Annotated in this window: 12 protein-coding genes; 5 read left to right on the top strand and 7 right to left on the bottom strand. The window is 45.5% G+C overall.

What is annotated here, in order from left to right:
• The 3 genes from argS to QWZ13_RS17140 all read right to left on the bottom strand — a co-directional run bounded on the left by argS (position 1) and on the right by QWZ13_RS17140 (position 4210).
• A complete protein-coding gene (gene argS, locus QWZ13_RS17150; RefSeq protein WP_290282857.1) occupies positions 1–1686 on the bottom strand; it encodes an arginine--tRNA ligase in 1686 nt (561 codons plus the stop codon).
• Positions 1687–1787: 101 nt separating this feature from the next.
• Positions 1788–3980 (bottom strand): primosomal protein N', encoded by a 2193-nt coding sequence (locus tag QWZ13_RS17145; protein ID WP_290282856.1) that lies wholly within the window; start codon positions 3978–3980, stop codon positions 1788–1790.
• Between the two features lie 68 nt (positions 3981–4048).
• Positions 4049–4210: a hypothetical protein gene (locus QWZ13_RS17140; RefSeq protein WP_290283452.1), complete on the bottom strand. Its 162-nt coding sequence runs from the start codon at positions 4208–4210 to the stop codon at positions 4049–4051.
• Here QWZ13_RS17140 and rpmE point away from each other — a divergent pair.
• Entirely contained in the window at positions 4149–4331 is a 183-nt protein-coding gene (gene rpmE, locus QWZ13_RS17135) for a 50S ribosomal protein L31 (protein WP_290283407.1), read from the top strand. The genes QWZ13_RS17140 and rpmE overlap by 62 nt on opposite strands.
• A gap of 65 nt (positions 4332–4396) precedes the next feature.
• On the opposite strand, the gene QWZ13_RS17130 is transcribed toward rpmE, so the two are convergent.
• Entirely contained in the window at positions 4397–4921 is a 525-nt protein-coding gene (locus QWZ13_RS17130) for a GNAT family N-acetyltransferase (RefSeq protein WP_290282855.1), read from the bottom strand.
• Positions 4922–5154: 233 nt separating this feature from the next.
• On the opposite strand from QWZ13_RS17130, the gene QWZ13_RS17125 reads away from it, so the two are divergent.
• Both QWZ13_RS17125 and QWZ13_RS17120 read left to right on the top strand, forming a co-directional pair.
• The gene (locus tag QWZ13_RS17125) at positions 5155–6402 is read left to right on the top strand and encodes a malic enzyme-like NAD(P)-binding protein (protein ID WP_290282854.1); all 1248 of its coding nucleotides are present in this window, start codon (positions 5155–5157) and stop codon (positions 6400–6402) included.
• A 240-nt stretch (positions 6403–6642) separates the two neighbouring features.
• Positions 6643–7782: an SH3 domain-containing protein gene (locus QWZ13_RS17120; RefSeq protein ID WP_290282853.1), complete on the top strand. Its 1140-nt coding sequence runs from the start codon at positions 6643–6645 to the stop codon at positions 7780–7782.
• Between the two features lie 19 nt (positions 7783–7801).
• Here QWZ13_RS17120 and QWZ13_RS17115 read toward each other — a convergent pair whose 3' ends face one another.
• Both QWZ13_RS17115 and QWZ13_RS17110 read right to left on the bottom strand, forming a co-directional pair.
• Complete coding sequence (locus QWZ13_RS17115; protein ID WP_290282852.1) at positions 7802–8593, bottom strand: replication protein P; 792 nt, start codon at positions 8591–8593, stop codon at positions 7802–7804.
• A complete protein-coding gene (locus QWZ13_RS17110) occupies positions 8490–9317 on the bottom strand; it encodes a DnaT-like ssDNA-binding domain-containing protein (RefSeq protein ID WP_290282851.1) in 828 nt (275 codons plus the stop codon). The genes QWZ13_RS17115 and QWZ13_RS17110 overlap by 104 nt, the downstream gene beginning before the upstream one ends.
• A 217-nt stretch (positions 9318–9534) precedes the next feature.
• On the opposite strand from QWZ13_RS17110, the gene QWZ13_RS17105 reads away from it, so the two are divergent.
• Positions 9535–10407, top strand: coding sequence for an ABC transporter ATP-binding protein (locus QWZ13_RS17105; RefSeq protein WP_290282849.1), 873 nt, complete (start codon positions 9535–9537; stop codon positions 10405–10407).
• A 3-nt stretch (positions 10408–10410) separates the two neighbouring features.
• Positions 10411–11418 (top strand): ABC transporter permease, encoded by a 1008-nt coding sequence (locus QWZ13_RS17100; protein ID WP_290282848.1) that lies wholly within the window; start codon positions 10411–10413, stop codon positions 11416–11418.
• 4 nt (positions 11419–11422) lie between these two features.
• Here the strand turns inward: QWZ13_RS17100 and QWZ13_RS17095 are convergent, their stop codons facing one another.
• Entirely contained in the window at positions 11423–12394 is a 972-nt protein-coding gene (locus QWZ13_RS17095; protein WP_215999880.1) for a patatin-like phospholipase family protein, read from the bottom strand.
• Positions 12395–12414 lie beyond the last annotated feature (20 nt).

Below are 12414 nucleotides of genomic sequence, written 5' to 3'. Positions count from 1 at the left end.
TTACATCTGTTCAGGTGCGCTAACACCTAATAAATCTAAACCATTCGCTATGACTTGCGCGACAGCTCTAGAAAGAACTAGGCGTGCATTTCTTACGTTGGCATCGTCTATCAACATTTTGTTGCTGTTGTAGTAGCTGTGGAATAAACCCGCTAAGTCTTTTAAGTAGGTTGCAATAGACGCAGGCTCTAATGAGGTGCCTGCGTTTTTCACTACGTCTGGGTATTTTCGAAGCTGAGTCATCAATTCACGTTCAGCGTCTAGATCGAGTGTACCTAATGCTTCTAAGCCGAGCGCTTGATCAAAGTCGATGCCTTGTTCTTTGAGTTTGTTTAACATGCCAAATACGCGCGCGTGCGCATATTGAATGTAGTACACGGGGTTGTCGTTATTTTTTGAACGCGCTAAATCAATATCAAAAGTAATTTGTGCATCGGCACGTCTTGATACTAGGAAGTAACGGGTTGCATCGCGACCGACTTCGTCAATGAGATCACGCAAGGTTACATAACTGCCGGCTCGTTTAGACAGTTTTACTTCTTCGCCGCCACGCATTACTAACACCATTTGGTGTAGCACGTATTCAGGGAAGCCTTCAGGGATTCCGGCTTGCAGCGCTTGGATGCCTGCGCGTACTCGAGTGACGGTGCTGTGATGATCGGCACCTTGCTCATTAATGACGCGGTCAAAGCCACGATCAAATTTATTTTTGTGGTAGGCCACATCTGGTAAAAAGTAGGTATAGCCACCTTCTTTTTTACGCATAACGCGGTCTTTATCGTCACCAAACTCAGTAGTCTTTAACCAAAGCGCGCCGTCTTTTTCATAGGTGTAGTTGTTGGCGATGAGTTGATTCACCGTGTCTTCTACTAGCCCTTCGGAATAAAGTGATGATTCTAAAAAGTAGACATCGAATTTCACATCGAATGCTTTTAAATCAAGGTCTTGTTCGCGACGCAAATAGGCTACGGCAAAATCTTGAATAGCGTCTAAATCGTCGGGGTCTTTTTTACCGACAACGCTTCGATCGTCGGCTACGATGGTGTCGCCGGCTAAGTAAGATTGCGCGACATCAGAAATATAATGACCACGGTAGCCATCTTCTGGCCAGCTCTCGTCTTCAGGAGTTAAGCCTTTCACTCGTGACTGAACGGACAGTGCTAGATTATTAATTTGTGCGCCGGCATCATTGTAATAAAACTCACGAGTAGGGTTCCAACCATTTGCGGCCAATAAACGGCAAATAGAATCGCCTACGGCAGCACCACGGCCATGACCAACATGCAATGGGCCGGTTGGGTTTGCAGACACAAACTCAACTTGAACTTTTTTGTTTTCGCCGCTGGTGTTGGTACCAAACTTATCCGCTTGTTCCAAAATGTCAGCAACGATGGCCGCGCTAGAGGCGCTGGCTAAGTAAAAATTGATGAATCCGGGTCCTGCGATCTCAACTTTACTTACAAAGTCATTGCTGGGCAGGGCATCTATTAATTTTTGAGCCACTTCGCGCGGGTTACTTTTACAAGGTTTCGCTAAGGTCAATGCAAGGTTTGTTGCCAAATCACCATGGCTTTTATCCCGAGTGTTATCGACAGATACGTTAATAACATGCTCTGCAGGGATGAAGCCGTCGTCTTTTAACGTTTGCGCTGCGGCTTCCAGCAATTGTGTGATTTGCTGTTTCATTGACTTAAATACTCCGGAAAAATAGGGTGTGAATACGATTCTCTATTATCCACGTTTTGGCCCTGCCTCGCTAGTGCTCTAACGAGGCCATTCTGATTTACTTAGGCTAAATCGGAAGGGTCAATGTCAATGTGCCAGCTGACTTGTTTAGCATCGCGAGGGTAGTGCCGATGCAGAGGTGTCAGTACTTCGTGCAGGTGGCTACGTTTTTGGCTTTGAACTAACAGCATGTATCTATGCTTTCCAGCCCTTCTTGAAAGCAGTGCGGGTAACGGCCCTAATACTCGAACTTTTTGGGTGTTCAGTAAATAATGCGCCATTTCTTGTAACCGTTGCTCGGCTAAATTTGCGAACGCACTGTCGCAGCGAATAACGGCCAAGTACCCAAAGGGTGGCAATTGGGTGCGCTTTCTATCCTCTAATAATTCAATAGCAAAACTACGGTAATCATGCTTAAGCAACGGTTCGAATACCGGGTGTTCGGGGTACCATGTTTGCACCACTACTTCGCCTTTTCGCTCTCCTCGGCCGGCACGCCCTGCAACTTGAGTCAATAATTGGCCCATTCGTTCGCGGGCTCGTAAATCGGCACTGAATAATCCGCCGTCTATATCCCAAATGCCTACTAAGGTGACGCGTTCAAAATGGTGTCCTTTTGCCAACATTTGCGTGCCAATAATAATGGCTGGACCGGCGGACTCAGTGCGTGCCAGTTGCTGTTCGAGTTTGTTTCGTGTGCTGGCAATATCACGGTCAAAACGAATGATTGTGGTGTCAGGAAACAATTGGGAGATGGTTTCCTCGGCTCGTTCTGTGCCTGTGCCCATTGCCTCTAAAGTGGTTTCATGACAATTCGGGCATTTATGAACGGGTGTTTCGCGGTGTCCACAATGGTGGCAAATATTGGTTCGTTGCGCACGGTGATAGGTCATGTGTGCATCGCAAAAAGTACAATCGGCTATCCAGCCACAGCTACGACAAAACCAATTAGGCGCGTAGCCTCGGCGATTCAAAAATAAAATAATTTGGTTGCCGTCATCCAAATGGCTTTTGATGCGGTGCGCTAGCCTTTCAGAGAGCCCATTTTGGTGTTGTTGCTTGCGCATATCAATGGTTTCGATAGGCGGTAATGAAGAGCCGTTGGCTCGATTGGCTAAGTTTAAATGCGCAAATCGACCCATGCTGGCATTGTGCAAAGATTCAAGCGAGGGGGTCGCCGAGCCGAGCACAATCGGTATATTGAGATCGTGCGCGCGCTTGAGTGCGATATCCCGAGCGTGATACCGCAGTGTATCTTGTTGTTTGTAAGAGGCATCGTGTTCTTCATCGACCACGATCAATCCTAAGTTTGGGATCGGCGTTAAAATACTGGAGCGAGTTCCGATAACAATGGCGGCTTGCCCTAATTTGGCTTTTAGCCAGGCTTGGTGACGTGCTGGGTCTGTTAATCCTGAATGCAGTGCGACCGTGTCGTCTTGAAATCGTTTTTGAAATCGAGCTAAGGTTTGTGGCGTTAAGCCAATTTCGGGGACTAAAACCAGAGCGCGTTTACCTTGCTGCAAGCATTGGCGAATGGCTTGAAGGTATATTTCGGTTTTTCCACTGCCGGTCACACCTTCTAACAAGCAAGGCGCATAAGCATCCAGTTTAATGTGACTAAGGGCGGTTTGCTGCTCTTCTGTGAGCCTAAGTTCACTTTCAAACAATTCTCCGGTCGGTGTTATGGACTCTTCATTTGCCTCGTCACTTACGTTGAGCAGCTGTTTTTTAACCAGAGCGTTGACGACGGCTGAATCAAAACCAAGTGACTTTAAATGACGCATTGTCGCGCTTTGTTGTTTTTGCATTACTTGCATAAGAGCTTGCTGTTTGGCCGCGCCGCCTAATTGTGCGCAATCTAAGTGCTGGCCTTGAAGCGTCAGTGTTGCCCAGCGTGTTTTTTTTAATTCAGCCTTTTTGCCACTGCGCAGTAATTTAGGCAGGGCTAAAAAGAAAGGGCTGCTGAATTCATGAAGATAATAACGACCCATCCAATTTGCGATATTCAGCAGTTCTTCGCTAAGGAGAGGCGCAGTATCGAGCACTTCTGTTACATTTTTCAATTTTGCGGCATCCAGCGCTTCATCTGGCGCATCGGCAACCGAAAGCCCAATCACTGTACGAGAACCTAGGCTGACTTTGCAACGAAGTCCTGGAGCGAGTTTGTGGCTGTGCAAATAGGTTAGAGGCCCGTTAAACGGGCCTTGTACGGCAATGGACACCCGTTGCATTGTTTGGCTTATATTACTTGTCAATTGAAACAACTCTGGTATGATTGCGCTCCCTTTTTGGAGGCGTCTAGCACGCTATTGTGCCTTCAAAGTTAATGTTCCGTCAAAACGCGGTGCCTGACAAGAGATCTGGTAGCGGCGTCAATTGAGGTTATTATAATGCAAGCAGATATACACCCTAAATATGAAGCAATGGTTGCAACGTGTTCATGTGGCAACAAGCTAGAAATTAATTCTACTCGTGGTTCGGACATGCACTTAGACGTATGCTCTAAATGTCACCCGTTCTACACAGGTCAACAGAAGATGGTTGACTCTGGTGGTCGTATCGATCGCTTCAAGACTCGTTTCAGTGGCCGTAAAATCGGTAAATAAGACTGATCTTGTCTATTTAAAGGAACCCAGCTTAGGCTGGGTTTTTTTATGCCTTGTGAAAGCCTTTAAAGAGGTTTTTCCCAGAAAAGCGCCGAGCCCGAGGCGGGGTCTAGCTCGTAATCGGAGAATCCAAAGTTTAAATACGCCTTTTTTGCGGCGGTATTTCCCGCTAGCACTTCTAAAGTCACCTTGCAGCAACCCCTTTCTCGTGCAATGTCTTCTACTTTTTCAAGCAACCGTTGACTGAGTTTCATTCCTCTAAAACGTTCTAGCACGGCAAAGTCATGGATATTGATCAGCGGCTTACACTTAAAGGTAGAGAATCCTTGAAAACAATTAGCAAACCCAGCGGGCTCATTGTCAACAAATGCAATTAAACTGAAAGCGCCGGGTATTTTGTGAAGCGATGAAATTAGGTTTTCTCTTACTTCTTCTTTCAGTGGTGAGCCACCGCCCATTGGGTCTTGGGCATAAGCGTTTAGTTGGTCTAGTATTATGTTAGCGTCGCTAGCATCGGCGTAGTTGGCAAGCCTAATGTTTATATTCATTTCTAGAGCCTTGGGTTCAATGTAAGAAGGTGCCGTGATCATGTAATAATTATTTGAACAATAATTATGGTTTGGTGACCTATATTTATATTAATGGTTTTTATGCACTAAATGGCGATTTTCCCTAAAGTTGCCTTTATAGTGACTATAAGCAATACAACTATGCAGCAATGTCTACAATGACGTATTGAGCCAGAACTCTAGCGGCGTTATGCTAAGCTAATAAAAACAACGACTCGATCATACAACCACACATATAAAAAATTGGATCTCCCATGACTGATACACTAAAAAAAGATGCCTTGGCCTACCATGCTGACCCTCGTCCAGGAAAGTTAAGCGTCGAGATTTCGACGGCCGCTGAATCATCACGTGATTTATCCTTGGCTTATAGCCCGGGTGTTGCAGAGCCTGTGCGTGCCATTGCCGATAATCCGGAAGATGCTTATAAATACACCATTAAGGGAAACCTAGTCGGTGTTATTTCTAACGGCAGTGCGATTTTAGGGTTAGGTAACTTAGGTTCGTTGGCCAGTAAGCCAGTCATGGAAGGAAAAGCCCTGTTATTTAAGCGTTTTGCCAACGTTGATTCTATTGATATCGAAGTGAACTCTTCTGATATTAATGAAATTGTGCGCACCGTTGAACTTATTGCTGATACCTTTGGTGGAATCAACTTAGAAGACATCAAAGCCCCTGAGTGTTTTGAAATTGAGCGTCGTTTAATAGAGTCATGCAGTATTCCAATTTTTCACGATGATCAACACGGCACCGCCATTGTTACGGTTGCGGGCATGCTAAATGCTCTTGATATTCAAGGTAAGTCTATCGAATCGGCTAAATTGGTCTGTTTAGGCGCAGGTGCGGCGGCCATTTCATGTTCTCGGTTGTTGGTTGCAGCGGGCATGAAGAAAGAAAACATCGTTATGCTCGATCGAAAAGGCGTTATTTTTAATGGCCGTGAAGGTGTGAACCAGTATAAAGCTGAGTTTGCCAACGATACCACTCGAGCAAGAACGTTAACTGAAGCCATAGAAGGCGCAGATGTGTTCCTTGGGCTTTCTGGTCCTGATCAGCTCAGCGCTGAACAATTAAAAACCATGGCCGATAAGCCGATTATTTTTGCGTGCTCTAATCCAGATCCAGAGATTAAGCCTGAACTCGCGTTGAGCGTACGTGATGACGTCATTATGGCAACGGGTCGTTCCGATTACCCAAACCAGGTGAATAACGTATTAGGCTTTCCGTTTATTTTCCGCGGCGCATTAGATGTCCGGGCTACTAAGATTAATGAAGAAATGAAGCTGGCTGCAGCGCATGCGATCAGTGATTTAGCTAAAGAAGAGATCTTACAAGAAGTGATCGATGCCTACGGCGGCAATGCCTTTGAGTTTGGCCCAGAATACATTATTCCTAAGCCATTAGATCCACGATTATTAAATCGCGTTGCGGGTGCCGTTGCGCGTGCAGCAGTTGATTCCGGAGTCGCTAAAATCGCCTTACCAGACAAGTATAAAGTTTAGTCTTGTCAGACATACTAGAAGGAGCCGCGTGCTCCTTTTTTTGGTTCTTATGAGCCTGATTCATCAAAATTGCTGTGTTTAAACCTAAAATTTAACCCTATTTCTATGAAATAGTTAAAATATTTGATAAAAATAGCCTAAAACCAAGCAAAATGGTGAGACTTGACTACTATAATGTGAAGGAACACTGTTTCATTTTGGAGAGAAGGTGCCAAGGCATCTAAACAACAATTGACTATTATGAACATGGCAGAAAAAAAGCAGCTGACGAGCGTGACCGAGCCAGAAGGTCGATTTTGGGACGGTTTTACCGATCCAACTCAAGCTGCTGTGCATTTAGCTTTGCAATGGCTGGCTTATGTGTACCCTTCCGTTGAGTTGCAAATAGACCGCACCTTAAATAATGCGTTACCGTATTCTGATTCAGATTTAAGTGCTCGTTGGTTTCAATTTCTCGAAGAGCAAGATGTCGAAGGCCATGTTGAGGCACTCAATTGGATGGCGAAAGTCATCTCAAAAGAGCAGATCCCGTTTTTGGTCGAAACCTGTTGGCGGTTGGTCTTGGTCGATCATGAGTTACCGACCCACGTACCGTTGGCCTTGAGAATTCTAGGTCAAGTGATTGGCATTAATGAACAGCGCTTGCATGAAATTGGCGGCAATGTGTTCCGAGAGTTCATAGAAGCCGATGACAAGAAGCCAAGAGCGCCCTTACTCCCGGTAGATCCGAGGTATTTAGATAGAATTGAGTGGCGGTTGCACGGACATACGGCCACAGCGCGTCATGTATTTGATCGACACAGTCCAACGCCAGAAAAGTCAAAAGAGAAACTCATGGGCTTTATCTTAGGCTTTTTTGCAGGGGCATCCGTTTTAGCCTTTGTGGTGTTTGGTCCTTGGCAGTTTGGCCGTATTTCGGTCGAACGAATGCAACATGAAGGCCCAACGATATCGCAAAGTACAGAGGCCGTGGTTAATAAAACACCGTCAGTCGTCGTTGCTAGCGAGCCTGCAGATGCACCCGATTCATCGCCTTCTTCTGAAGAGCCTCAAGCAAGTGACATTAATGAAACGGTAACAACTTCCGAATCTTTAGAGCAAACGCTTGCGCTTGTAGAGCCTTCTTCGCCCGCAGTTAAAGAGTCGACACCCGCGCCTTCAGCAACGGTTAACGTCGAGAAAGTTTTAATGTTAGTGTCGGCCAACGTACTCAATGTTCGAGCGCAAGCAACGGTTGAAAGCGATGTCGTTGCAAAGTTAGGTAAAGATGCGAAAGTATGGGCCTACCCAGCTGAAGCTGTCGGGCTTTGGATGAAAATACGTTTTGACGATAAAGAAGGGTTCGCCAGTGCCCGGTTTATGGAGCCCGTTGGCAATTAAAACATAAGTGCAACGGGGCTTATTCAGGGGCGTTAATATTTACCTTCATTTCTTGCAGCTGCGCAATCGTCTTTTTTCGATAGCGTTCGCGTACAATACTACCTTTCGGTTTTTCTAAATAATAAGCTAATGCTTGAGCTTGAACCGCATCTACGCCTATTTTAGTTAATGCATCTACAAAGTTTCGCTCGTCACTGTAGTCTGGCTCAGGCAAGGTGTTTGCGCGCGGCAATTCAACGGTCTCACCATTAAACAGACGCTGACAAAGTTTTTCATAAGCGTTTTTAAAGACTGGTTTGGTGATTCTTTCCGCTTCTGATCGCAACGCATGGTAACTGACCTGCTGTGCAGCAAGCTGAACGCAAACATGTGACCAACGATGAGCTTGCGGGTGATGAGCGTTCACGCTAGCCTCTAAATAAGCTTGGTCCAAAGACGGTAATCCTAGTGATTCCGGCGTAGGCTGTAGAAGTTTTAAAAACTCTGCAATGGTGGGGGGCCATGCATGCTCTCGCTTACAGCGCTCTAATGCAAATTCGAGTTGAACCTCAGTCATGCCAGCTAAAGACATCGCCCACTCACGTTTCGCCTGATTCAAAGTGGTTTCATCACCGTAAGCACTTTCAAAGCGATGGGTATAAATATGGTGGAAGCGAGCAAAGATCATGTTGATCAATACTTTCGTGTCATGATCAACGGTAGGGCGATTACCAGTCAGTATCTGAGATGTTTCTGAGAGCGTCCCGGACGCGTGCTCTTTTTTCTCGAGGATTGTTTGCAGGCTCACCAGATGTGTTGATTGATTGCTCATATCGACCTTTTGCATGTTGTGATTCGGGCCAAGCGCGTTGCACCCAATTAACTAATCGAATATCCCAGTTGGCCTCTTGGCGTTCACTGGCCAGGTAATATTGCCTAAATTTTTCAAGTTCTGAAAGCGCAAAGGCTAGCGGAATATTGTGAAATGACAATAAATTGGGAAACTGTTCACTCGGCTCCCAGTCGGCCGTCATTTTTACCCGCTGAACGCTGGCTCGGCCGCCGTGCTTTGCGGCTGGTTTAAGATAGGCCAAGTCGTCGTCTTCTTGATTGCGTCGCCTAGCATCGTTCATTGAAAATACCGGCAGTTTTTCAGTGGCCTGTGATTTAACTGCAGCGACAGACGGTGTTTGGTTTGGGGCATCGTATGTATTTGGCGTGTTATTGTACACAGGGACGGTTTTACTGATCGAAGGTAGCTTAGTTTGTGTACCTGCTGCCTCATCGGCATCAAATAAAGGGTCAATGATAAATTGCCAAGGCGATTGGCTGACAATGTTTATAACGCCTTGCGCTTGTAGCCGATTGCACACGGCCAAAAACTGCATATCACTCCAAAAAGGCAATAATTTTTGCTGCTTTTGAACAGATAACTCAATGGTTTCACGTTCCTGCAGTGTTTTGATTTCGTACAGTAGTTGAAACAGCAAAGCTTCTTCTAAGCCCAATGTAGCTGCGAGCGTTGGAGAGACTAAGAGCATTTTTTCTGAAATCACGTAGCACCCTTCAGACCGCAAAGTGGGTCGTTTAAACTAAAATTATCAACTGATGGGCTTAAACAGACGGGTTTAAAGCCGGTCGGTCAGCTTAACATAATCCACGAATAACAGGGATTAGTTTATCGAACAAAATGTATAAGTGACGAATTGTACTGGCAGTTTGCCGCAGGCTTGATTAGCCTATGCGCTTTGAATACTTTGTATAGTGCTTAGAATGACAAATGTGATCTCTGTCGAGAATTTAACAAAAAATTACGGCTCTAAAACAGCCGTCAATGGTATCAGCTTTTCAGTTGCTCAAGGCGATTGTTTTGGCTTACTGGGCCCAAATGGCGCAGGCAAGACTACGACCATTGAAATGCTTGAAGGCGTGTTGAACCCCTCTCAGGGAAAGATTTCACTGTTTGGTGAACCTGCTAATAAATCACTCTATAAGCGAGTGGGCATTCAGTTTCAAAACACCGCATTACAAGACTACCTAACCGTCATTGAAACCGTAAAGTTATTCCATGCATTATACGAGCAGCCAATGCCGTTGGATGAATTAATACAACTGTGTGCCTTGGAAGATATTTTGCAACAAGATGCGCGCACGCTTTCCGGTGGCCAACGACAGCGCTTATTGTTAGCGTTAGCTTTAGTAAACTCACCAGATTTAGTTTTTTTAGATGAGCCAACCACGGGTTTAGACCCTCAAGCCCGACGCAACTTTTGGTCATTGATTGAGGCCATCAAAGCGCAAGGGCGTAGCATTGTGTTGACTACCCATTACATGGATGAAGCCCAAGTACTTTGTGATGATATCGCTATTATGGATCAAGGCCAAATCATCGCAAGTGGCTCCCCAGAAGCCTTGTTGGCCGATCATTTTAACGGCGCAGTGGTGTGCATTCCGCTAGAAAACACAAATGATATATCGGGCGCTCATAGTATTGCCAACGGCCGATATGAAATTGAAACTGAACAGGTGGATGAGACTATTCAGTCACTGATACAACAAAATATCTCTTTAGAAGGCATGCAAGTTAAAAGGCCGACGTTAGAAGACTTGTTTTTAAAATTAACCGGCCACGCCTTAAGGGGATAATGCATGAAACGAATGTTAGCGGTATTCAATGCCCGCAATAAAGAGTTTGTAAGAGATCGCAGCTCGTTAATGTGGAATTTGCTGTTCCCTTTTTTGCTGTTGTTTGTGTTTTATTACGCTTTTGGCCAAAGTCAGCCGATTTTTAGCGTCGGTGTTATTTCAGAAAAAGACGGTTATTTGGCTCGCCCGCAACTTATGGCGGTTAAGCATATTCACTTTATTCCATATCAAGACATTGAAACGGCCTTAGAACGGTTAGAGCGACACCAGATAGACTTAGTACTCGATATTGATCAGCTGGCGTACTGGGTCAATGATGAAAGCAGCCAAGGCTACATGGTAGAGCAGCTTCTTTCCAAGCTAGATCCCGGCTATGAGCGGAACTTAGTCAAAGGAGCCGCAATTCGGTACGTCGATTGGGTGCTGCCAGGAATTATTGGCATGACCATCATGTTCAGCTCATTGTTCGGAGTGGGCTATGTCATTGTGCGATATCGAAAAAATGGCGTGTTAAAGCGCTTAAATGCCACACCCTTAAGTGCGTTAGAGTTTATTTCCGCGCAAATTCTGTCTCGGTTGTTGTCGGTATTATTTGTCGGTAATGTGTTGCTGTTGGGTGGTTGGTTTACATTATCAACCTTAATGGTGGGTCAATATTGGTTAGTTCTATTAGTCATGGTCTTAGGAGCCTTTGCTTTAATCAGTTTGGGATTGCTCATTGCGAGCCGATTGCGCAGCGAAGAGTTTACTGGCGCATTAATCAACATGACGACTTGGCCAATGATGGGCTTATCACAGGTTTGGTTTCCCTTAGAGGGCGCTCCTCACTTTATCAAACTGGTTTCTTATGCTTTTCCGTTGACGCACCTTGTTGAGGCCATGCGGAAGGTCATGATTGATGGCGCGACTTTGTTACAAATCAGCGACCACCTATCAATATTGCTTGTGATGGTTATTGTGTTTTTAGGCTTAGGTGCTTGGCTCTTTAATTGGGATTCGGACAGCCGTTAAGGGGTTACGGCTGTTCGTAAGTTTCTCGTTGAATCCCATGAAAATCGCTCGTTGAAGGGTCTTCCGTATCGACTTGATCAAAATGCAGAAGCGATTTTAAGCACAACTGGTAACCTTCTTCGATCATCTCCTCAGCCAAGTGGTAATCAAACAAGCCACCAAGCGTGTAAGGAACCTCAATGAGAATATCAGGTCGGTTAGCCGCCAGTTTCATGTGAGCCATGGTGTTTTGCATGGTTTCGATGCTGCGGTTGATCAGTTCAACCGTTGAAAACTGACGCTCGTGCCCAGTGGCTTCTTTGTCTTCATTACTCCAACGATCAATAAAACGTTTAACGGCGCGCTGAACCGCGCCGTTTTCTGCCGTTAAGCGCTTAGATTGCATAACCTCAGGATCAAGCTTCGGGGCTAATGGGTTTCTTTTTGCGTTTAAATTAACAGCCAAGGTGATGTCGGTGACGTACTTCATTGAAGCCGCTACTGGAACAGGGTTTAATACGCCGCCATCGACCAAATACATATTTCGATAGAAGTGAGGCTTAAATACAGAAGGAATGGCAATAGAAGCTCGAACGGCTTCATATAAACTGCCGTCCGTAAACCAGACTTCTTTTTGACGCTCTAAATCGACAGCAACTGCGGTAAAATCGATGGGCAAGGTTTCAATAACGCGATCTTTAACTAAAGATTCTAAAGCGTCCATGAGCTTGTCACCTTTAAATAACCCGCCACCCGTAAAGCTTAAATCGAGCAGACCGAGGACATTTTTACGATCCAGCGCTGTAACCCAGCTTTGAAATTGGTCGAGTTTCCCGGCCGCATAAAAACCACCAACTAACGCACCAATACTCGCACCTGCAATGTTCTTAATTTCATAACCCTGGTCTTCTAAGCAGCGAATGACCCCGATATGTGCCATACCGCGCGCGCCGCCACTTCCGAGGACGAGCGATACCGTTTTCTTTTGCTTATCCATTTGAATCCTTTGTAGAAAGT

This window comes from Reinekea marina, assembly GCF_030409715.1.
GTDB classification, from domain to species: domain Bacteria; phylum Pseudomonadota; class Gammaproteobacteria; order Pseudomonadales; family Natronospirillaceae; genus Reinekea; species Reinekea marina.
Note: the sequence above shows the minus strand (reverse complement) of the source record. Positions and strands in the feature narration are given on the sequence as shown.

Coding starts and splice junctions, on each gene's coding strand:
- argS (WP_290282857.1), bottom strand. CDS start 1,686: ATGAAACAGCAAATCACACAATTGCTGGAAGCCGCAGCGCAAACGTTA.
- rpmE (WP_290283407.1), top strand. CDS start 4,149: ATGGTTGCAACGTGTTCATGTGGCAACAAGCTAGAAATTAATTCTACT.
- QWZ13_RS17140 (WP_290283452.1), bottom strand. CDS start 4,210: ATGTCCGAACCACGAGTAGAATTAATTTCTAGCTTGTTGCCACATGAA.
- QWZ13_RS17130 (WP_290282855.1), bottom strand. CDS start 4,921: ATGATCACGGCACCTTCTTACATTGAACCCAAGGCTCTAGAAATGAAT.
- QWZ13_RS17125 (WP_290282854.1), top strand. CDS start 5,155: ATGACTGATACACTAAAAAAAGATGCCTTGGCCTACCATGCTGACCCT.
- QWZ13_RS17120 (WP_290282853.1), top strand. CDS start 6,643: ATGAACATGGCAGAAAAAAAGCAGCTGACGAGCGTGACCGAGCCAGAA.
- QWZ13_RS17115 (WP_290282852.1), bottom strand. CDS start 8,593: ATGAGCAATCAATCAACACATCTGGTGAGCCTGCAAACAATCCTCGAG.
- QWZ13_RS17105 (WP_290282849.1), top strand. CDS start 9,535: ATGACAAATGTGATCTCTGTCGAGAATTTAACAAAAAATTACGGCTCT.
- QWZ13_RS17100 (WP_290282848.1), top strand. CDS start 10,411: ATGAAACGAATGTTAGCGGTATTCAATGCCCGCAATAAAGAGTTTGTA.
- QWZ13_RS17095 (WP_215999880.1), bottom strand. CDS start 12,394: ATGGATAAGCAAAAGAAAACGGTATCGCTCGTCCTCGGAAGTGGCGGC.